This window comes from Roseibium sp. (assembly GCF_025698965.1).
Classification (GTDB): domain Bacteria; phylum Pseudomonadota; class Alphaproteobacteria; order Rhizobiales; family Stappiaceae; genus Roseibium.
The window spans coordinates 1-19,720 of the sequence record NZ_JAILWL010000056.1 but is presented as its reverse complement, the minus strand read 5'-3'; the positions used below and the strand labels follow the sequence as shown (position 1 = coordinate 19,720).

General features: G+C 55.0%; 20 protein-coding genes. 9 read left to right on the top strand and 11 right to left on the bottom strand.

Annotation, left to right across the window (positions count from 1 at the left end; all coding sequences use genetic code 11):
• The 6 genes from K5905_RS06810 to budA all read right to left on the bottom strand — a co-directional run.
• On the bottom strand, positions 1-613 hold a 613-nt coding region (locus K5905_RS06810; protein ID WP_297581764.1), incomplete at its 3' end, for a DUF3108 domain-containing protein.
• Positions 614-777: 164 nt separating this feature from the next.
• Positions 778-2,079 (bottom strand): dihydroorotase, encoded by a 1,302-nt coding sequence (locus K5905_RS06805; protein ID WP_297581762.1) that lies wholly within the window; start codon positions 2,077-2,079, stop codon positions 778-780.
• An 18-nt stretch (positions 2,080-2,097) separates the two neighbouring features.
• The gene (locus K5905_RS06800) at positions 2,098-3,054 is read right to left on the bottom strand and encodes an aspartate carbamoyltransferase catalytic subunit (protein ID WP_297581759.1); all 957 of its coding nucleotides are present in this window, start codon (positions 3,052-3,054) and stop codon (positions 2,098-2,100) included.
• Between the two features lie 122 nt (positions 3,055-3,176).
• Positions 3,177-4,103, bottom strand: coding sequence for an AEC family transporter (locus K5905_RS06795; RefSeq protein WP_297581756.1), 927 nt, complete (start codon positions 4,101-4,103; stop codon positions 3,177-3,179).
• 92 nt (positions 4,104-4,195) lie between these two features.
• On the bottom strand, positions 4,196-4,681 hold the full coding sequence (ruvX, locus tag K5905_RS06790; RefSeq protein ID WP_297581753.1) for a Holliday junction resolvase RuvX: 486 nt from the start codon (positions 4,679-4,681) through the stop codon (positions 4,196-4,198).
• 55 nt (positions 4,682-4,736) lie between these two features.
• On the bottom strand, positions 4,737-5,585 hold the full coding sequence (budA, locus tag K5905_RS06785) for an acetolactate decarboxylase (RefSeq protein WP_297581749.1): 849 nt from the start codon (positions 5,583-5,585) through the stop codon (positions 4,737-4,739).
• A 198-nt stretch (positions 5,586-5,783) separates the two neighbouring features.
• On the opposite strand from budA, the gene K5905_RS06780 reads away from it, so the two are divergent.
• Complete coding sequence (locus tag K5905_RS06780) at positions 5,784-6,488, top strand: metal-dependent hydrolase (RefSeq protein ID WP_297581747.1); 705 nt, start codon at positions 5,784-5,786, stop codon at positions 6,486-6,488.
• Positions 6,489-6,542: 54 nt separating this feature from the next.
• Positions 6,543-7,088, top strand: a complete 546-nt coding sequence (locus tag K5905_RS06775; RefSeq protein WP_297581743.1) for a cupin domain-containing protein — start codon at positions 6,543-6,545, stop codon at positions 7,086-7,088.
• Between the two features lie 22 nt (positions 7,089-7,110).
• On the opposite strand, the gene K5905_RS06770 is transcribed toward K5905_RS06775, so the two are convergent.
• Positions 7,111-7,587: a GNAT family N-acetyltransferase gene (locus K5905_RS06770; protein ID WP_297581740.1), complete on the bottom strand. Its 477-nt coding sequence runs from the start codon at positions 7,585-7,587 to the stop codon at positions 7,111-7,113.
• Between the two features lie 209 nt (positions 7,588-7,796).
• On the opposite strand from K5905_RS06770, the gene K5905_RS06765 reads away from it, so the two are divergent.
• On the top strand, positions 7,797-8,720 hold the full coding sequence (locus K5905_RS06765) for a hypothetical protein (protein ID WP_297581737.1): 924 nt from the start codon (positions 7,797-7,799) through the stop codon (positions 8,718-8,720).
• Positions 8,721-8,751: 31 nt separating this feature from the next.
• Here the strand turns inward: K5905_RS06765 and K5905_RS06760 are convergent, their stop codons facing one another.
• The 4 genes from K5905_RS06760 to K5905_RS06745 all read right to left on the bottom strand — a co-directional run bounded on the left by K5905_RS06760 (position 8,752) and on the right by K5905_RS06745 (position 12,740).
• Positions 8,752-9,459: a CPBP family intramembrane glutamic endopeptidase gene (locus tag K5905_RS06760; RefSeq protein ID WP_297581734.1), complete on the bottom strand. Its 708-nt coding sequence runs from the start codon at positions 9,457-9,459 to the stop codon at positions 8,752-8,754.
• A 27-nt stretch (positions 9,460-9,486) separates the two neighbouring features.
• Positions 9,487-10,683, bottom strand: coding sequence for a lytic murein transglycosylase (locus tag K5905_RS06755; protein ID WP_297581732.1), 1,197 nt, complete (start codon positions 10,681-10,683; stop codon positions 9,487-9,489).
• 157 nt (positions 10,684-10,840) lie between these two features.
• Positions 10,841-11,335, bottom strand: coding sequence for a hypothetical protein (locus K5905_RS06750; protein WP_297581729.1), 495 nt, complete (start codon positions 11,333-11,335; stop codon positions 10,841-10,843).
• A 145-nt stretch (positions 11,336-11,480) separates the two neighbouring features.
• Positions 11,481-12,740: an SH3 domain-containing protein gene (locus tag K5905_RS06745; RefSeq protein WP_297581726.1), complete on the bottom strand. Its 1,260-nt coding sequence runs from the start codon at positions 12,738-12,740 to the stop codon at positions 11,481-11,483.
• Positions 12,741-13,021: 281 nt separating this feature from the next.
• On the opposite strand from K5905_RS06745, the gene K5905_RS06740 reads away from it, so the two are divergent.
• The 6 genes from K5905_RS06740 to K5905_RS06715 all read left to right on the top strand — a co-directional run.
• The gene (locus tag K5905_RS06740) at positions 13,022-14,209 is read left to right on the top strand and encodes an ABC transporter substrate-binding protein (RefSeq protein ID WP_297581724.1); all 1,188 of its coding nucleotides are present in this window, start codon (positions 13,022-13,024) and stop codon (positions 14,207-14,209) included.
• A gap of 35 nt (positions 14,210-14,244) precedes the next feature.
• The gene (locus K5905_RS06735; RefSeq protein WP_297581723.1) at positions 14,245-14,844 is read left to right on the top strand and encodes a TetR/AcrR family transcriptional regulator; all 600 of its coding nucleotides are present in this window, start codon (positions 14,245-14,247) and stop codon (positions 14,842-14,844) included.
• Positions 14,845-14,964: 120 nt separating this feature from the next.
• Complete coding sequence (locus K5905_RS06730) at positions 14,965-16,071, top strand: alkene reductase (protein WP_297581721.1); 1,107 nt, start codon at positions 14,965-14,967, stop codon at positions 16,069-16,071.
• 370 nt (positions 16,072-16,441) lie between these two features.
• Positions 16,442-18,286 carry a dihydroxy-acid dehydratase gene (gene ilvD / locus K5905_RS06725; RefSeq protein WP_297581718.1) on the top strand — a complete coding sequence of 615 codons (1,845 nt, stop codon included), beginning with the start codon at positions 16,442-16,444 and terminating at the stop codon, positions 18,284-18,286.
• Positions 18,287-18,463: 177 nt separating this feature from the next.
• Positions 18,464-18,784, top strand: a complete 321-nt coding sequence (locus tag K5905_RS06720; RefSeq protein ID WP_297581715.1) for a hypothetical protein — start codon at positions 18,464-18,466, stop codon at positions 18,782-18,784.
• 128 nt (positions 18,785-18,912) lie between these two features.
• Positions 18,913-19,720: metal-dependent hydrolase (locus tag K5905_RS06715; protein ID WP_297581712.1), on the top strand; the 808-nt coding region annotated here is incomplete at its 3' end.

Here is a 19,720-nt window from a genome sequence, read left to right as displayed (position 1 = left end):
CAACAGGTGCGAGCCAGACTTCAAGGGATTTGTTACTGGCGAGTTCCTGAATAGTCTTGCGTTTTGGGCGGTGGCCCGCCACAGGCTCGTATCGGGCGCGGCAGACAAGAACGTCGCCATTAAAACGACCGTCGGCGGTTTTGGCCTTGCGCCGGGACTTGTAGTTTAGGTGAACATTGTAACGTTCTTTGCCGTCGAAGAGGCTCAGGGTCCGGTTGCAGCTTTCAGGGGCCATACCATTCGGCGCTGGCAAAATCGCAGCCGTCAACGGGTCAAGCACACCTTGCTTGTGTTCATCCGTCACCTTGATCCGTTCGTTCATCCTGTCTTGGGGAGGGGTGACGGTAATCTTGTTGATAGCACCTTTGCGAAGTTCCAACGCCACGGATCCGGTTTCGTTTTCGCTGCTGACATTGAAAGCATAGCTTTCCGGTGACAATGATCCGTCTTTGAGTGCTCCGCGCACTTTCACAGCGCCCTTGCCATCCGAGACCAGGCGGCCAAATGCTGCGGTCTGTCCGTCGCTGTTGATCGAATATGTTTCGCCTTTCAGGTCGAATCTCAGTACCCCGGAACCGATTGGCAGACCGACAGCGTACAATTTGTATTTCAAGTATAGATCAGAAGCAGAAGCCGGGCCCGATAACAGAACCAGCGCGAGAAAAAACAGTCCGGTCAGACGCATAAAATCCACCTGCGGAAATTGAATATCCCGGCCACCTTCCACGAAAAATGTGGCGTGAACCGGGATTTCAGATCGGACGAACAGTTGATTGTTCAGGAGTAATTATAAACAGTCTTTCCAGCGACCACGGTCTGCAACACGCGTCCGGAGAAACGTGCGTCCTCGAACGGCGAGTTCTTGGAACGCGAGCGGATTGCGTTCTTTTCCAGAACCCAGGGTCGGTCCGGATCAAAGACAATCACATCGGCAGGTGCCCCCTTGGTCAGGCGGCCGCTTTCAAGGCCGAGGCGATCTGCCGGTCTGCAGGTCATCGACGCGAGAAGAGTGACGAGGTCGACCTGTTCGGAGTGGAACAGCCGGAGGGCTGCAGCCAGCAGAGTCTCAAGTCCGATCGCTCCGTCTTCTGCTTCAGCCCATGGGTGACGTTTTGTTTCCACGTCCTGAGGATCGTGGTTGGAACAGATGATGTCGATCGTACCGTCGGCGACTGCCGCAATCATTGCCTGGCGGTCGTCTTCGTTGCGAAGTGGCGGCGACATTTTGAAGAAGGTTCTGTAGGCACCGATGTCGTTCTCGTTGTGTGTGAGATGATTGATCGACACACCGGCGGTGATGTCCAGACCTCTTTTCTTGCCGACGCGAATGACGTCCGCACTGTCAGAGGTGGAGATCAGGTTCGCGTGGTATTTTCCCTTCGACATGCCGACAAGGCGAAGGTCGCGTTCCAGCATGATGATCTCAGCTTCTCGCGGCACGCCGGAAAGACCTTTCCAGCTGGCATTGAGACCGGCGTTCATAACGCCGCCCGCAAGGTCCGGATCTTCCGTGTGGTGGATGATGAGCGCGTCAAAATCGCGGGCATAGGCCATCATCCTGCGCATGACCTGGGCGTTCTTCACCGACTTGTGGCCGTTTGTAAATGCAATGGCTCCAGCTTCCTTCAGAAGCCCGATCTCCGCCATTTCCTTGCCTTCGAGCCCCTTTGTCAGGGCAGCGAGAGGCAAGACGTTGACACTTGCCGTGTCGCGTGCGCGGCGTTGGATGAAATCAACGAGTGCCGGGTCGTCGATCACCGGATCCGTGTCGGGCATCGTACAGATTGTCGTGACACCACCTGCGGCAGCCGCCTGCGACGCGCTCGCCAGTGTCTCCCGGTGCTCAGCGCCGGGTTCTCCTACGGAAACGCAAATGTCGATCAGGCCGGGGCAGGCGACAGCCCCCTTACAATCGACGATTTCTGCACCGTAAGGCGCACCTTCATTGGCCGCTTCCGGCCCTGCCGCCATGATGGTGCCGTCGGCGATGATGACCGAACCCGGTGCGTCCAGATCGCGCGATGGATCAATGACTCTGGCGTTGGATAGGACCAGAGGTTTTGGTGTGTCGAGAGCCACGTTCTTTGTCCTCTGATGCTAGTTGTTGGGCAGGTTGGCGGCGAGCGCTTCCAGGACCGCCATGCGCACGGCGACCCCCATTTCCACCTGTTCGCGGATCAGGCTCTGCGCACCATCGGCAATGGAGGCGTCAATCTCGACGCCGCGGTTCATCGGACCTGGATGCATGACCAGGGCGTCTTCCTTGGCAAAGCTGAGCTTTTCCGCGTCCAGACCATAGTATCGGTAGTATTCGCGCACCGAAGGGACAAAGGCACCGCTCATGCGCTCACGCTGAAGTCGCAGCATCATGACGATATCCGCACCTTTCAGGCCTTCGCGCATGTCGTTGAAAACTTCCACACCCATTTTAGCGATGCCGGAGGGCAGTAGTGTCGAAGGCGCGATGACCCGGACGCGGGCGCCAAGCGCGTTCAACAGGATGATGTTGGAGCGGGCAACGCGAGAGTGGGTTATGTCTCCGCAAATTGCCACAGTGAGCCTTGCGATCTTACCCTTGTGCCTTCGGATCGTAAGAGCATCGAGCAGCGCTTGCGTCGGGTGTTCGTGAGGGCCGTCGCCGGCATTCACGACCGAACATCCGACCTTTCGCGCCAGCAGGTGCACGGCCCCGGCCGCATGATGACGGACAACCAGAAGATCCGGATGCATGGCATTCAGGGTCGCCGCCGTGTCGATCAGCGTCTCACCCTTTTTCACCGAAGACTGGGAGACGGCCATGTTCATGACATCCGCCCCAAGCCGTTTTCCGGCCAGCTCAAACGAACTTTGGGTGCGGGTGGAGTTTTCGAAAAAGAGGTTGATCTGGGTCCGTCCCTCAAGCACGTGCTTGCGCTTGTGCACTTGGCGGGAAATCTCAACGGCTTCCTCAGCCCGGTCCAAAAGGCCCAGAATTTCGTGGGGGTGAAGGCCTTCTATGCCCAGCAAATGACGATGGGGAAAAGGACTGTTTCGATGGGTGTCTGTCGCGGTCATCGAGACCAACCCTATATGGGGAATCGTTCAACCGCACAAGCGTGATTTTGGTCCATGCCCGCTGTCCACATGTCAGCTAAATATTTGTACGGTTGGACAAATTTCAAAAATGACCGGCAATCTTACGTGAACAACAGCAATGCCAACGGAATGGTCACGGTAGCAGCCAGAGTTTGCAGCGTAATGATTTCGGCCATCAGCTTGGCATCGCCACCCATTTGACGGGAAAGAAGGTAGGAATTGCTGGCGCACGGAACCGCGCTTGCAATGATGACGACAACCAATGCAGGCCCGGTTACCCCGAATAGCAACGCAAAACCAAATGTCAGAAGAGGCATGAAGACGGGGCGAAGGAATGCGCCCATGGTCAGGGCCGGTCCGGGGCGCCGTAAGGATCCGAGGTCGAGCCCGGCACCGACACAGATAATGCCGATGGGAAGAGCGGCCCGCGCGAAAATCTCCAGTGTGTCTTCGAAAACGAAGGGCAGGGTCAAACCGGTGAGATTGAAAACGACACCGGCGACTATCGAGACAATGAAAGGGTTGGTGTAAAGGTCCTTGAGGATTTTGGTACCGCTTGGAGCTGTTCCGCTGGCATATCGGGACAGGACCAGGATGCTCATGGCGTTGAGAACGGGGATCATGACAACCATGGCGACTGCCAGCATGGCAAGACCGGTATCACCCGCAACATTGTCTGCGATTGCCAACGCGATCATGGCGTTCCAGCGCAAGGTGCCCTGAAAGATCGACGTGAAGCGAACTGCGGGAATTCCCCAGATGCGTTCGATGGCAGGGCGGGCAAGCAGAAGCAGGACTGTCAACGTGACAATCGATGCCAGCAACGTTCCGCCTATATTGAGTGTCGGAAAACTCTCGAAGTCGGCTTGCGAAATTGTCCGAAACAAGACAGCAGGGAACAGTGCGAAATAGGCCAGTTTCTCCACGCCACGCCATTGTTCGCCGGTGATCAAGCCGATTCGGGCAATGAGGTAGCCTGAAGCGATCACGAGTATGACTGGCGCCAGGGTGGCAAACGTTGTCAGCATGGTGTGGCTTTCGCGTTTGAAGAGAACCAAACGTATCCAGCCGGGCAGGGATTTGTGTTGTATGGCTGGAGGAAACGAGGACCGGACGAAGTCTAAGTATTTATTCCCATGAAGCCGAGTCGGTCCAGGAAACCTTGCAAAATGTAGGCTGCGGCCATTTTGTCGACGACACCGGCCCGTTTTTCCCGGCTGGTATCGGCCTCCAACAATGTGCGGGTGACGGCTGCGGTCGAAAGACGTTCATCCCAATAGGTGATCGGCAAATCGGTCTTTTGAGACAGATTGCGGGCAAAGGCACGAGTCGCCTGGGCGCGGGGACCTTCACTGCCATCCATGTTGAGGGGAAGGCCCAGAACCATCCCGCCGACCTCCTGTTTTGAGCAGATGTCGAGAAGCTGCTCTGCGTCCACGGTAAATTTCTTACGTCGGATCGTGTCCATCGGCGTCGCAATTCCGCGACCAAGGTCGGAAAGGGCGAGGCCGATTGTCTTGGTTCCAAGGTCCAGGCCGATCAGGCGACTGTTTACCGGCAATGCGGCGATAAAGTCTTCCAGAGAAAGTGCGGGGTCGTTTGCCATGACTGCGCTTTAGCAGGGCTCGCATGAAGTCGCCAGAAAAACAATTGCCGAACGTTCAGTTTCTGTCATTCGCATGCCCATGTTCAGCAATTTGCAAATCTGCCGAGGGGTCCTCATTCAGGTCCGCTGCAAGAAATTGCTCGGTTTCCGGAACCGCGACATGGAAATCGGTTTCAAGATGCAGTTGCGCCTGAAGGTTTTGCGCGGTGACATCGATCAGATGTCCGCCTTTCGAACGGTCCTTGGAAATGAAGTGCAAATGATACCCTGCGATGGTCAGTGTTTTGGCATAGGCAGGGGCCCAGAAACCGACCAGAGTACCCTCGATATTCTCGAACGCGAATTCACTCTGGTGGCTGGTCGCGGCAACGAGATCTTCACCGGGAGCGGCTTTGCAGGCAGCCCGCAATTCAATTCGGTCGAATATCCCGTCGATGCGGATACCGACAAAGGTGTTGTCGGACGGTCTGAGCGCGTCAAGACATGCTTCCAGCTGAAGCTGGGTTTCGATTGCCGATAGAGCTGAATGATGCTCCGGTGAGAACCGGGTCACGGTCGCAAACGGTGTCAGCGCGGTTTCCGGAGCGATGGAGACGATACCTCCGTCGCGGGCCTGATAGGCCTGTCCTTCAAAAAGGATCATTTCGCCGTCCAGATCTTCAAATGTTCCCAGACCGAAGTCGCCATGGTCTTTCAGGTCTGCCACCGTGGTGCAGCCTTTGAACAACCCCTTTGTCACGGCGGTACTGGTGGACACTTGAAATATCGTATGATGCTCAAGATCATACGCCGCACCGAGCTTTTCCTGTACAATGTGAGACAGACTGTTTCCGGTTCGTTTCGCTTCCGCTTGCAATTCATTCCAGAGGTTTTGAGAAACTCGACAATTGAGGCGTCGGGACATGCTGCGCTCCGTAATGTGGCCTGCAGGTTTTGTGGTCTCGGCGTGACACTATAGTGTGATTAGCATGGAATACGGGTTGGTATTCAGCAGAGAAAAATGCAATTTTTCCAATGTGGTTTTCCGTGCTGGCCCACATTCAGCCAAGCTTTTGGTTTCCAAAACTGCACAGCCAGAAATCCTGACCTGGAGGAACGTATCTTGAAACTCACCTGGTACGGCCACTCGGCCTTTAAGATTGAAGCGGAAGACGCCGCGATCCTGATTGATCCATTCCTGACCGGAAATCCGGCTTTTCCGGAGTATCTGAGCACGGAGCAAGTTGCAGACGGTGTCACTCACGTGATCTTGACGCACGGTCACGACGACCACATCGGAGATGCAATTGAAATTCTGAAGAACACCGGAGCAATGCTGACCTCTAATTTCGAGATTTGCATGTGGGCGACACGACAAGGTGTTGAAAATATCAATCCCATGAACACCGGTGGCATGGTGAATGTCGGTGCTTTTAAGGTGGCGCTCACAAAGGCGGAACATTCGTCGTCGAAACAGGGGGACGGAGAAGCAATTTACCTTGGCAATCCCCATGGCGTGATCATCGAAGTGCCAGGACAAAAGGTGCTGTATCACATGGGCGATACCGACATCTTTTCCGACATGGCACTGATCAACGAGATCTACCGCCCCAGTATCGGACTGGTTCCGATCGGAGACCGCTTTACAATGAGTGGCAAAGTCGCCGCGATGGCCTGCAATCGCTTCTTTCAATTCGATACCATCGTGCCCTGCCATTACGGCTCTTTCCCGATAATCGATGAGACGGCCGAAACCTTCGTCGGCGCAATGGGAGGTAACGCCGGCAAGGTAGCCTCAATGACACCGGGAAGCAGCATCGACATCTGATCGACAAGTTCAGAAACGTGAACTCCCAATTGAACAACCAACGAAGTGATGACGATGTCCCTGAAAAAAATAATTGTCTTGTTGTGTGTGATCGCGAGTGCGGGTGCTGCTCCCGGTTTTGCTGCTGATAAGTCCATCACACCGGACGGCAAGCCGGCTCCTTCTCAACCAGCAGCAAAGCCCGGATCACAGGCCGCACAGAAAGCGGAGGCAGCGCATTCGACCTATGAAAAGGTCAGGGAAGTCTTGTCAGGAGACCTCACGGTTGCCGGCGAAAAGGTTACATTTCCGCAAAACAACCCTTCGGTAAAAGCACTCGTCATCACCATGGATCCAGGAGAGGTTACCGGCTGGCATAAACACAATGCTCCGTTGTTTGGCTACATTCTTGAGGGTGAAATCACCGTTACCTATGACGGCATCGGCAAGAAACTCTATCGCCAAGGTGACGGGATGCTTGAAGCAATGGATGTCACGCACCGTGGTGAAAACACAGGAGAGGGGCCTGCCAAAATTCTGGCCGTTTTCCTGTTGGGGGACGACGCAGAAGCGGTGGTTGAAGAGGATGCCCCGGGCGCGACAGAACCCAAGGTTCAATAGCTTCCCGTCTCAGATCTCGACATTACACCGGCGTATACCGTTTGGACACGGCGGTTGCGCTGGTGCGGTAATCGGTAAAACCGAGGCTCTCATAATAGGCTTGTCCACCAGCATTTTCCTTGCGGATTGTCGCATCGATGTGCCGGGCACCTGCGTCCCTGGCGGCTTGGGCGGTTTTTGCAAACAGCGCCCGACCGACCCCTCTGCTATGTGTTGTGGGGTCCACATAGGTTGCAATGATTGACCAGTCTTCCGGCAGTTTTGCCTCACCAGGCCAGTCGGGATCCGACCAGACGAGTGACTGAAACCCGACAAGCTGCGTGCCATCAATTGCGACGAAACAGCTGATTCCAAGATCCGGCGTGAATTCATTGAGGATGCGTTGCTCGTCAAAAGTTCCACGATAGCCGGTGGTGCCTCCGATTTCGATGATCCTGTTGAGGATATCCGCCATCTTGCGGGCGTCACCTTTTTCAGCACTGCGGATGATCAACGACATTGCAACCTCATCGGAATTTGCTCGACCGGGAAAGATCTCTGAAGAACGTTCAGCTCGGAAAGATGAGAAATATTTAATCCAATCTGAGAGAAAGATGAACAAGATTTCACGAAGATAGCCGAATGTTTGAGGTATTTAGTTCCCAAGGGTGTAGAGGAGAGAAAAGATGTCTCCGATGACGCCGCTTCTTGTCAATTGGAGGAACTTAGATGCTGGTTGCGACCACAGACAGCTTGATTGAGCGAGGCCTGAAGGCAGCCGAATACCGAATTTTCGAGCAAAACAAAATCTGGGCACGGTACGCGAGCGAAAAGCCGGACGTAGCGATTAGTCTGATGCGTGCGATCCGCCAGCTTCATTCCAGAATGCCGGTTGACCGAAAGCTGACTGCACTTGCAATCGGGGCAGGGGATGAACCGCAATTCCGGATCCTTCAGGCTGCATTTCAACGCGGACTATGGCTTTACGATATCGATGGTGCCGCACTGGCAAAGATCAAGGAACGCCTGGACAGGCAGTCCATTGATACCGTCAGTCTTGTTCAAGGCGATTTCTGCAGGGATTTTGAAAACGAAGCCGTGGCGGAGCAGACACTGGAGCTGATCCTTGGCGGACGGAAACTCGATCTCGTAACGCTGCATCATTGTCTTTATTATTGCGCCGCGCAGGAATGGCCGGGGCTAATCAAGGCGATCTACGAAAGCGTTCTGGCGCCGCAAGGTGCAATGCATCTGGTGATGATGTCGGCGCGCGAAAGGCGCCCAGGGACAACAACATGGCTCTACAATCATTTCGCCGGAATGTTTTTTGGCTCCAACTCGGATCAGGACCTGCTTCAACTTCGCACGACGCTGTTGGATGATCCTGCGATGAAGGGCTGCAAGATCGACGCGGAAACGCGCGAGGTCGAATTCTGGGTCGATGATTTCGAAGCCTTTATGTCGGTGATCTGGATGATCCTGCTTTATCCGCACGGGCAAGACTATTCCCTGGAACAACGTATCGAAATTACTGAATTCGTGATCGAACATTACTGGCGCCCGGGCCGCCCGCTCATCCAGACACAGGATTATGTCACTGTTCACAAACCGGCCTTCGCCACAATTCGCGATCCGTTTCGCGGCTATTACTGACGCCAGGATGCTTTGTACCCGCTGAAGCGTCTCAACGTGCCGCGACAGTTGCAGAACATACCGAGGCGAAAGCCTCGGGTGTCGGGCCAAGGTAGAATAGGTTGTCCAGCCCAAACGCAAATATCGCAATGCCGATAAGGCTGTGTTCCAGCCAGACGGCTGCCAGCGACCGATACTTTCTGTAAGTTCTGAAGAACGAGAGACCGGCTGCCATACTCAAGACCACGGACAGAAGCGACCCGAACAGGATATGCACCCAACCGAAGAGTAGTGCTGAAATAAAAAGCGCAGGCAGGAACGGAACGTTGAAACTGTCCAGGCGCCACGCAGCATATCCGCGAAAGACAATTTCCTGGGGCAGGACCGAGACCAGTCCATAGAAAGCCACGATCAGGACCATCAACATGGGGTCCGCCCGAGGAATGCAGAACAGACGTTCAGGACTGACCACGAGCACGATGGCGATGATTGCAATTGCCCCCAAAAAGCAGCGCAAAACAACACCGGGCAAAGCCTTGCGGCAACCGGTCCAATTGAACTGCAGATAGGCTCCAATGACACCATTGTGCTTCAAGCGCCACAGACAATAGCCCGCCAGTAGAAACACCGTTGAGAACCGAAGAAGTTGAAATGGTAGGCTCATCAGCAGAACTGGTCCGGCCACAATGACGGCCAGCTCCGCTTTCAAAAGCAGATTGCCTGAGCCAAATCTCGCAATCTGCTTCCGAAGCCAGCGCATCTCTTGGCCCTATGCCGATGTCATGCCTCAGAGGCGATTCAGCAGCTCCGGCGTAGGCCAGGCATCCGCCGGCATTCCGAGTTTTTGCTGAACGTCCTGAACCGCAGCTCGGGTTCCGGCGCCGAGAATTCCGTCGATTTTGCCGACATTGTAACCCATGTCTGAAAGCCTGGTCTGCAATTGCTTCATCTGTGCATCATTCAGACCGGGGTCCGGATTTCCGGCATTGTAGCGAGGTGCACCGGCCAGCCGCGTCGCGAAATAGGCTGCTGAAGTTGTGTAAATGAAAGACTGGTTCCATTCCAGATAGATATTGTAATTCGGATAAGCGAGGAAAGCCGGGCCTTTCCGGCCCTGGGGCAACAGCAGTGAAGCGGGGAGGTTGGATGAAATGTCACCCCAGCGAGGCTGTACACCGAGTGCCGCCCATTGTGCGCCCGTCTTGGTTTTGCCAAGGCCGGTTTCCGCCCAGTTCAGGTTCTGTGGAACGGTAACCTCCTGAAGCCAGGGTTCACCCGGGCGCCAGCCTAAATGATCGATAAAGGCACCTGCGGTCAGGATCGCGTCCGGAGCTGACTGTTTCAGTCGCACATGCCCGTTGCCATCTCCGTCACGTCCGAATTTGATGATGTCCTCAGGGAGCATCTGCACCATACCGATTTCACCGGCCCAGGCGCCTGTCGTGCGCTGAGGATCAAGATCGCCGTTTTGAACCATTTCGATGGCAGCGATCAGTTGTGGTCGGAACAGTTCCGGACGGCGACAATCATGCGCGAGGGTAGCCAGTGCATTGACCGTGTTGAAGTCGCCCTGAACCGCGCCGAAATCCGTTTCAAGCGCCCAGAAAGCAGTAATGACTGGAGCAGGAACTCCATGCTCTCGCTCGGTCCGTCGGAACACGTCGCCATGTTTCTTCATGTTCGCAGCACCGTTTTTCATACGGTAGCTGGAAATTACGCGTTTGGAGAAATCCAGGAAGGTCATCTTGAAAACGCCTTGAGCCCGGTCCCGAGACAAGACCTTCCGGTCGATCTGCGCCCCGGCAAGGGTTCTGTCGGCAGCGTTGGCGGACAAACCCTTGGCAACGGCTTCCTGTTTGACACCGGCCAGAAACTGCCGGAAATCACCTCCGCATTGCTGAGCTGCAGCCGGGGACGAAGAAAGTTGGAAACCGGCCAGCAATGCGACGGCGAAGCTGGAAGCAAGAAGAGCACGGCGGGTCATGAAAAGTCCTGTCGTTTATGTGAGTCTCGGCATGGGAACACGCCCATCTAAATTGGCCATAGTTGAATGTGCTTCGCCCGTCAGGTCAACTGTTGGAATGATCTTGTGACGTCATTCGCCAAAAGGAACAGGATCGGACGCATGACCGAAACCGGCGTTACTGGCAGGTGCCAAGACCTGAGCCAGCTACAATACTGCCGTCAGGGCTCCGTTTCATGGGAGCGTTTACAGTTGCTGTCGACCGGCAATCGGGTTGCGGCGAAGCATAGATGTTTCCAGGATAATATGGTGTTCCGTAGGAGGGGGCTGCATTTACGCTTGACGTTTGCTGCAGACACATCTGATACGCGGTGTCATAAAGCGCCTGCCAACCTCCGGGAAGCGAGCCCAGATTGTCGAGGACACCGAGTGCGCCTCCGGCGCGCGCGCCTCTGATTGCCCCGATCGGACCTCGCCATTCTCCTCCGACAACCGCGCCGGCCATGCCTCCGGAGACCGCATCTCCGACCATGTCGCCGCTACCCATGCGCGCGTTGGCATAGTCCGTGGCATATACGACGCAATCGGTTCCATCGGCCAGGGCTGGCTGCATGACTAACTGGGATGCAATGAAAAGTGTCGATGCCAGACTGCCTGTTTTCCGAAGATCCATGATCCATCTCCCGCCTGCGGTTGCAGGGAAATCAGAGCGACAAGCCGATTTGACAGTTTGCTCAAATCGGCTCTTTTATGTCGCTGCCTTTAGAGACCATGGTAATTCGTCGGAATTAACAAGCAGCTACCGCTTTTGGTCGAAATCACTCCGGTTGCGTCGACCGCACCAGATATTTCTCACCGACAAAGCCGGTCTTGCCATCATATGAGACACCACACCACCACTTACCGCATTCGTTGAACTGAACTTGCGTGTTCTGCGGAATGACAGCGATGATTTTCGCATTTTTCTCTTCCGATTGCCTCATATTCACAGAAGCCGAGGTTGTCGCCGCATTCGGATAAGACGGATCGGACGGCAACGCTGCTGCGGTTTCCACTGGCTTGGCAGGTTCTGAAGAGGTTGCCTCGGCCAGCGGGGCCTGAAGTCCGGGACCTGGCTCCGGAGTGTTGACCACAGGGGTCTGAGAACCCGATTGCGGTTCCGTTGCACCGGCTGATGTCGGTATCAGGTTATCTGGAATCGGAACGGACTCTGCTGTACTCGCAATCACAGGCAGGTTGTCTGGCGTGCTGGCCGTCAAAGGTGCTTCAGCGGTGCTTGCACCTTGTTCAAGACGAAGTTGCGCCTGATCCGCAAGTGTTTCAACAGGTTGATCGGAGGAAGTAAGTGCTTCCTGGCTGCTTGTTGCCGGAGCTCCAGAGTTGCCGGTGGCAAACGCGTCCCGGATCCTGTCCTTGGCTTTTGCGATCTGCTGCGGTGTTGCCGCCACGGTCTCTCCGGCCACCTGTTGCATTTCTGGTGCAACAATTGTGGATGTCGATGCAATGTCGTCAGAATTTTCGGATGCTGCCGTAGCCACAATGTTGTCTGTTGCCGGCTCCGTCGCAATTGCCTCGGTCTCCACGGCCCGGGAAACTGCTGCTTCTTGCCCGGAAGGACCTGACAAAGTGAAAATTGCAGCTGTACCGCCTGCCGCCAGTGCGACCAGAGCGCAGCAAACGAGCACGATGGAACTCGGGCCTTTCAGGAACGATCCGGTTTTCCGAGAAGGTTGGGCAACCTCCGGCACGGGTTCAGGCTGAAGTCCGGCATATGTGTCGGTTTCGCGTGGGCGACGCAAAACACCGGGAATTTCAAAGGATGTATCTTCCTGTCCCCAAACCATTTTGGGTTCGCGGCTTGCCGCTGCCTTCACCTCATCGGCCGAGGCGTGCATCTGCAGAATTTTTGCCGCGATTTCGCTCGGGTCAAACGGTTGGATTTCTTCGCCGGTGTCCGAACTTCCTTCCGAGTTACTGACGAGTTTCAGATCGGTCTTATTGTTCTTATTTGTTGCATCGTCCGTTCTGTGGCCTTGTTCTTCGTCGCAAGAAGCGGCTGGCACGTTTACATAATACATTTGGCCCTCCTGGTTTGCGGGATTAGGCGCGCGCAGAGCGGCTGCCATTTTGGTTACCGGCGCATTAATCTTTGTTAATAAGTCGGCAGGCGGGCCGGATTGCGGCGGCTCTAAGGAATTTTGTGTCAATTATGACAGTGGTGTGATTCTCTGCGGCGCTGATCAGCGCCATGTTTGCAAATACCTAACCAGTCTTTGTCATTCTCTGGTCGGGCAGGCAGGTTCATGCGGTGGGAGCAATTCCTGGTCCTGCAGCGAATTAAGGCATACGGGCACACATCATGAAACGTTGCATCTCGCATATTCTTTCAAGAACAACAGGTGGGATCGCAGCCCTTGTTCTGTCCTGTCAAATCGGCGTTGCGCAGGAAGTGAAAGAGCTGAAAGTCGGCTTGATGGCAACCTTGTCCGGACCGGCTGCGGTGTTTGGCAAGCAAATGCGCGATGGTTTCATGTTGGCCGTCAATCAGTCCAATGGTGCGCTTGGTGGATTGGCAACCAACGTGATTGTTGTCGACGATAAGCTCGACCCGGAACGGGCAGTTGAGCAGGTCACCAAGCTGATCGAACAAAACGGTATCGATATTCTGGTCGGCGTAAATTTCTCCAAAGTGATGCTTGCCGTGCACGATCCGGTCGTGCGCTCAAAGACACCATTCATCGGAACCCATTCGGGCCCGGCCCCAATTGCCGGGCGCAATTGCAACCGCTTCTTCTTTTCAACCGCATCGCAAGACGATCAAGTCCATGAAACCATGGGACGATACGCCAGTCTTAAGGGCTATCAGAGGATCGTAACCATTGCGCCGGACTATGAAGCAGCGCGCGATGCCGTCGCGGCTTTTCGCCGCCACTTCAAGGGGCAAATCGCCCGCGAGCTGTTTCCCAAACTTGGAGACACCGAGTTTGAGGACGAGTTTTCTCAAATCGCGGAAATCGAACCCGACGCCATATATGCCTTCATGCCGGGCGGCATGGGGATCGAACTGGTCAAACAGTTTCACACTTCCGGTTTGAAAGGTATCGTGCCTTTCCTGTCTGCCCGGACAATCAACGCCGTGACGCTGCCTTACACCGCTGAAATGGCCGAAGGTCTGTTTTCAGCGTCGCATTGGGCACCCAATCTCGATAATCCGGCAAACAAGCGTTTTGTGCGCGAATTTGGCAGAGCCTATGAATACCCGCCGTCGATCTACGCGGCTCAAGGGTATGACGCGGCCAGACTGATCCACTTCGCAATAGAACTGACCGGCGGGGCGAAGGACCGGGAAGCACTGCTTTCGGCAATCAGCGCAGCACCATTCGAGAGTGTGCGCGGTGACTTCCGTTTTAATTCCAACCAGTTCCCCATTCAGGATTTCTATCTGGTGGAAGGCGTCCGGCGTACGAGCAAGCTTTATGAAATGGAAGCTGTGGCTCGTGTCTTCGACGATGTTGGTGATGCCTTTTCAGGGTCCTGTCGCATGTGACGCCATTCTGGACTGTGTAGTCCATATCATTGGGCATGACAGAGACAAGCACTCATACTTCAACTCCGGACAAGAGGAGTGCCGGACCCGGGCGACCGCGCAACTTCGACGAAGCCGCGGTTCTCGAGATTGCAATCAGAGTATTCTGGCAAAACGGGTATGAAGCGACGTCTCTGGATGATCTGACCAAGGCAATGGGTCTGAGCAGGTCGAGTTTTTACAGTGCATTCGGGTGCAAGCAAACCCTGTTCCTGCGGGCGCTCGAGCACTATTCGCGAAACGGTATTCGCAATTTGAAGAATGTTGCCGACACTGCTGACGGCAACGCAGTGGAGGCCATGATGCAAGCCCTATCGGATCCTCAAGGAGGAACGCAAGGCTGCATGCTGGTGAACTGCATTACAGAACTCGCTCCACATGATGAGAAAGTTGCCCAAATTGGCCGACGCCATCTGGAGAGCATCGAGGAGATTTTTGCAAATGCACTGGATCCTCAACACCCCGAAGCGGTCCGGGACAAGGCAAGTGCCTTTTCGTCTCTGGCCATCGGAACCTTGGCGCTTCGAAAAGCCGGAATTCCTGCCGACCGTATCGCCGAAACTCTGAAACAAGCCAAAATCATTCTCTCCACCTGAGAGGAACCAAACGGATTGCACAACACAAGTCGGTCAATGACTTCGTGCGCTTAATTTTGGACTGAATAGTCCAATAATACAGGTGAATACAACCGCGAGAGACCAAGAGGAATACTGACAATGTCTGACGCGAAACTGTTTACCCCGGCAAACGCCGGATCCATCAATCTGAAGAACCGGGTGGTCATGGCTCCGCTGACCCGTAACCGGGCTCGACCGGAAGACGATGCGCCATTTGAGCTGCATGCCGAATATTACGGCCAGCGGGCCGATGCCGGTTTGATAATCACCGAAGCGTCTCAGATTTCACCGCAAGGGAAGGGGTACGCCTGGACACCCGGCATCTATTCCGATGCTCAGGTTGAGGGTTGGAGAAAAGTGACCGACGCCGTGCACGAAAAAGGCGGCAAGATTGTCATTCAGCTTTGGCATGTGGGCCGGATTTCGCATCCGGTTCTTCAGCCGGGCGAGACTGATCCAGTTGCTCCTTCGGCAATCGCAGCCCAGTCGAAATCCTTTGATGGTACTCAGTTCGTTGACACTCCAACACCGCGGGCGCTGGATGCAGCCGAAATTCCAGGGATCGTCGAAGACTATCGCAAGGCCGCCGAGAATGCTCGAAAGGCCGGTTTTGACGGCATCGAAGTGCACGCGGCAAACGGATATCTGATCGACCAGTTTCTGCGCGATGGTTCCAACAAGCGCACCGACCACTATGGCGGTTCGATTGAAAATCGATCCCGCTTTCTGAAAGAGGTGATGGACGCTGTCGTTTCTGTTTGGGGAGGTGACCGCGTTGGAATTCGCCTCAGCCCGTATTCGAATGCCAACGACATTGCCGACAGCAATCCTCAGGAGACCTTTTCCCACGTGATCAGCCTGCTGAACACGTACGGACTTGCCTATCTCCATCTCGTTGAAGGACAGACCGGAGGTCCTCGCGACATTCCTGAAGGTGGTGACCTCGCAGCGCTTTACGCGCTCTTTGACGGCACGACGATGGGCAACAATGGCTACGACAGGGCTTCAGCGATTGACGCGGTTCATAACGATGCCATTGATCTGGTCGCCTTTGGTCGGCCGTTCATTTCCAACCCGGATCTGGTCGAGCGTTTGGTTCGGGAAGCTCCGCTGAACGAGCTCGACCCCGACACGCTCTATGGCGGTGGTGCCAAGGGATACACCGACTATCCGACCCTGTCCGCCAATTCGGTTGCTGCCGAATAAGACTTCACAGATTCAGGCTGCCCGACATCCACCCCCTTCTGGGGCAGTCTGATTGTTGGCCGGTGCCAGGTGAAAGCCTGCACCGGCTTTCTTTTTGGTTTCCCCATTTCGCGAGATTCTTCCAGGACATGTGTTTGCCCCAAATTCTGATTTCCTCCCATCTTCCGCATTAGAATCGCAGCTTTTGCCTGCAATCCACCCCTAACCGTACCGGAGCGTACTCTTTTTGATCAAACTGGTCTTTCGTTCTGGTCAAAAACCTGTCAAACCCCATATCAAAATGAAATTTGGGCGCAGAAAAGCGACTTGTACCGGCTGGTTTTGGTCGCCGGAACAGGCAAGATGTTTGCAAATGTAGGGAGAGACCTGAATGCCCCCGTATCGCTCCAGAACATCCACACATGGCCGCAACATGGCCGGTGCGCGCGGCCTTTGGCGCGCCACGGGCATGAAGGACGACGATTTCGGCAAACCCATCATCGCAATTTCAAATTCCTTCACCCAGTTTGTTCCAGGGCACGTTCATCTGAAAGACCTTGGCCAGCTGGTGGCCCGCGAAGTTGAGAAGGCCGGAGGTGTTGCCAAGGAATTCAACACGATTGCCGTGGATGACGGCATCGCCATGGGACACGATGGCATGCTCTATTCGCTGCCGTCCCGGGAAGTTATCTCGGACGCCGTGGAATATATGGTCAACGGCCATTGCGCCGATGCGCTGGTCTGTATCTCCAACTGCGACAAGATTACCCCGGGCATGCTGAACGCCGCCATGCGTCTGAACATTCCGGTAGTTTTTGTTTCCGGTGGACCGATGGAAGCAGGCAAGGTCGTTCTAGAAAATGGAGTTGCCAAGTCGATTGACCTGATTGACGCAATGGTTGCTGCGGCTGACGACAACATGTCTGACGCCGACGTCCTGACCATGGAGCAGAACGCGTGCCCAACCTGTGGTTCCTGTTCCGGCATGTTCACCGCCAACTCGATGAATTGCCTGACCGAGGCCCTCGGCCTGGCGCTTCCGGGCAACGGTTCGACGCTGGCAACGCATGCTGATCGCGAGCGGTTGTTCGTTGAGGCAGGCCATCTGATTGTTGACTTGGCAAAGCGGTATTACGAGCAGGACGACGAGAGTGTTCTGCCGCGCAACATTGCCAACTTCCAGGCATTTGAAAACGCCATGAGCCTGGATATCTCCATGGGTGGTTCCACCAATACGATCCTGCACCTGCTGGCGGCATCGCACGAAGGCGAGATCGGGTTCAACCTCGATGACATCGACCGCTTGAGCCGCAAGGTGCCGGTGCTGTGCAAGGTTGCGCCTGCGGTTGAAAACATTCACATGGAAGACGTGCATCGCGCCGGCGGTATCATGGGAATTCTCGGTGAACTGGACCGCGCGGGGCATCTACACAGCGACATTCCGACAGTGCATTCTTCTTCCATGCGCGAGGCTCTGGCCCGTTGGGATATCCGCCAGACGAATTCCGAAACCGTTCACAATTTCTATAAGGCAGCGCCGGGGGGAGTACCGACGCAAGTGGCCTTCAGCCAGGAACGGCGTTGGGATGATCTGGATCTTGACCGGAAGACAGGTGTAATCCGTGACGGTGAGCACGCCCACAGCAAGGATGGCGGACTTGCCGTTCTGTTCGGCAACATCGCGGAAGACGGCTGCGTCGTGAAAACGGCTGGAGTTGATGACAACATCCTGAAATTCTCCGGACCAGCCCGGATATTCGAGAGCCAGGATAGCGCCGTCTCGGCCATTTTGACCAACAAGGTCAAGGAAGGGGATGTCGTTCTGATCCGCTATGAAGGTCCGCGTGGCGGTCCCGGCATGCAGGAAATGCTCTATCCGACCAGCTACTTGAAGTCCAAAGGGTTGGGCAAGGCCTGTGCCTTGATCACAGACGGCAGGTTCTCCGGTGGTTCCTCTGGCCTTTCCATCGGTCACATTTCACCGGAAGCGGCAGAAGGTGGTGCAATCGGCCTGGTCGAAGAAGGTGACATGATCATTATCGACATTCCGAACCGGAAAATCGATGTCGACCTGACCCTTGCGGAGCTGCATGCACGTCGTGAAAACATGGAAGAAAAAGGCGAGGCGGCCTGGAAGCCGCTTGAAACACGCAAGCGAAAGGTTTCCAAGGCGCTGCGCGCCTACGCCAAGATGACAACCAGCGCCTCCAAAGGGGCGTTTCGGGAAGTCGACTGATTGAGCTGCAAAAACGGTGACAAAATTCTGGCGGGAGACTTCTTCGGATGTCTCTCGCCATTTTTTTGTTTTCAAATAACAAATTCATGAGCTTAACTGGCAATAGCAACCTTGGAAGGGGGAAGCTGCCCCCGGTGTTTCGCGAATTTGTTCACCGTATCCACTCGGAGGAACCGCATGCCGACGCTCAAAATTTATGTCGATGCCAAGGAGGCTATTTCCGAAGCCGATTTGGAACTGCTCAACGACGTGGTCATTACCGGTCTTGAAGCTGAGGGCGAACAAGCGCTCGTGACCGTCATTCCCGATGCAACGGTCAATCTGTCAGGGTGTTATGTTGAGCTGACTTGTCGCAACAAACCCAACAGAACCCCGGAGTTGCGTCAGAGGCTGGTTGAAAAACTCGATGAGACCGCGCGCCGGATGTTCGGGATAAGCGAGCCAATACGTGTGCGCATTATCATGGTTGACGAGGATCACCTGTCCGCAGTGAACTAGGGAAGCTCTGTCGCTCAGCCGGTAATGGCAGAATTCTCCGAATTTTTCCTGGTCCGGTATTGCGGTTGACCGCCACATGCCTCACATAACCGCCTAACTTTCAAGACGTTCAGCTCAACCGGATTTTTATGGATTCACTTACTCAATTCGTCCTCGGCGCTGCCGTCTCTACCGCATGTCTTGGCAAGACCCTTGGTCCAAGAAGGGCGGTGCTCATCGGGGGCGTATTGGGAACGTTGCCCGATCTGGATGTTTTTATTCCCTTCGACGACCCGATCGACAGCTTTGTCTATCACAGGGGCTGGTCGCATTCCCTTTTGATCCACGCCCTGGCCACGCCCATCATTGGGGAAGGGGTGAGGGTGCTGTTCAAGGATCTGCGCGAACATCGCTGGCTAGCTTGGGCGACCGTTTTCCTGTGTCTCTCCACGCATGCCATCATCGATGCGATGACGGTTTATGGGACACGTCTCTTCTGGCCGATCTATCCTGACCCCGTCGGGGTTGGTTCCGTATTCATTATCGATCCGCTCTACACGCTGCCATTGCTTGTGGTTGTCATTTGGGCACTGTGCGTGAAACATTGGACGAACCGGTTGCGAAACTGGGTCGCAGGTGCGTTGATCGTCACCACCGCATATCTAGGGACAAGTGTCGTTGTTCAGCGCTATGTTGAGTATCAGGCACGCATGATTTTTCAAAACCAGGGTGTGCCGCCTGAAAAAGTCTTTGCGATTGCCGCCCCCTTTAACATCCTGATGTGGAAGGTCATCGGTCTCAGCGAAGAGCGTTATGACAATCTCTACTACTCGCTTCTGGACGGCGCCGGTTCACCGGAAATCTACAAGCATCCGCGTCACCCCGAGTTGGTTGCGTGTCTTGAAAGCACTGAGGCGTACCGGAAGCTCGACTGGTTCAGCAGAGGGTTTTTCCGCA

Coding starts and splice junctions, on each gene's coding strand:
- K5905_RS06760 (WP_297581734.1), bottom strand. CDS start 9,459: ATGCGCTGGCTTCGGAAGCAGATTGCGAGATTTGGCTCAGGCAATCTG.
- K5905_RS06755 (WP_297581732.1), bottom strand. CDS start 10,683: ATGACCCGCCGTGCTCTTCTTGCTTCCAGCTTCGCCGTCGCATTGCTG.
- K5905_RS06800 (WP_297581759.1), bottom strand. CDS start 3,054: ATGACCGCGACAGACACCCATCGAAACAGTCCTTTTCCCCATCGTCAT.
- K5905_RS06770 (WP_297581740.1), bottom strand. CDS start 7,587: ATGTCGTTGATCATCCGCAGTGCTGAAAAAGGTGACGCCCGCAAGATG.
- budA (WP_297581749.1), bottom strand. CDS start 5,585: ATGTCCCGACGCCTCAATTGTCGAGTTTCTCAAAACCTCTGGAATGAA.
- K5905_RS06795 (WP_297581756.1), bottom strand. CDS start 4,103: ATGCTGACAACGTTTGCCACCCTGGCGCCAGTCATACTCGTGATCGCT.
- K5905_RS06730 (WP_297581721.1), top strand. CDS start 14,965: ATGTCTGACGCGAAACTGTTTACCCCGGCAAACGCCGGATCCATCAAT.
- K5905_RS06735 (WP_297581723.1), top strand. CDS start 14,245: ATGACAGAGACAAGCACTCATACTTCAACTCCGGACAAGAGGAGTGCC.
- K5905_RS06765 (WP_297581737.1), top strand. CDS start 7,797: ATGCTGGTTGCGACCACAGACAGCTTGATTGAGCGAGGCCTGAAGGCA.
- K5905_RS06745 (WP_297581726.1), bottom strand. CDS start 12,740: ATGTATTATGTAAACGTGCCAGCCGCTTCTTGCGACGAAGAACAAGGC.
- ruvX (WP_297581753.1), bottom strand. CDS start 4,681: ATGGCAAACGACCCCGCACTTTCTCTGGAAGACTTTATCGCCGCATTG.
- K5905_RS06775 (WP_297581743.1), top strand. CDS start 6,543: ATGTCCCTGAAAAAAATAATTGTCTTGTTGTGTGTGATCGCGAGTGCG.
- K5905_RS06750 (WP_297581729.1), bottom strand. CDS start 11,335: ATGGATCTTCGGAAAACAGGCAGTCTGGCATCGACACTTTTCATTGCA.
- K5905_RS06740 (WP_297581724.1), top strand. CDS start 13,022: ATGAAACGTTGCATCTCGCATATTCTTTCAAGAACAACAGGTGGGATC.
- K5905_RS06720 (WP_297581715.1), top strand. CDS start 18,464: ATGCCGACGCTCAAAATTTATGTCGATGCCAAGGAGGCTATTTCCGAA.
- ilvD (WP_297581718.1), top strand. CDS start 16,442: ATGCCCCCGTATCGCTCCAGAACATCCACACATGGCCGCAACATGGCC.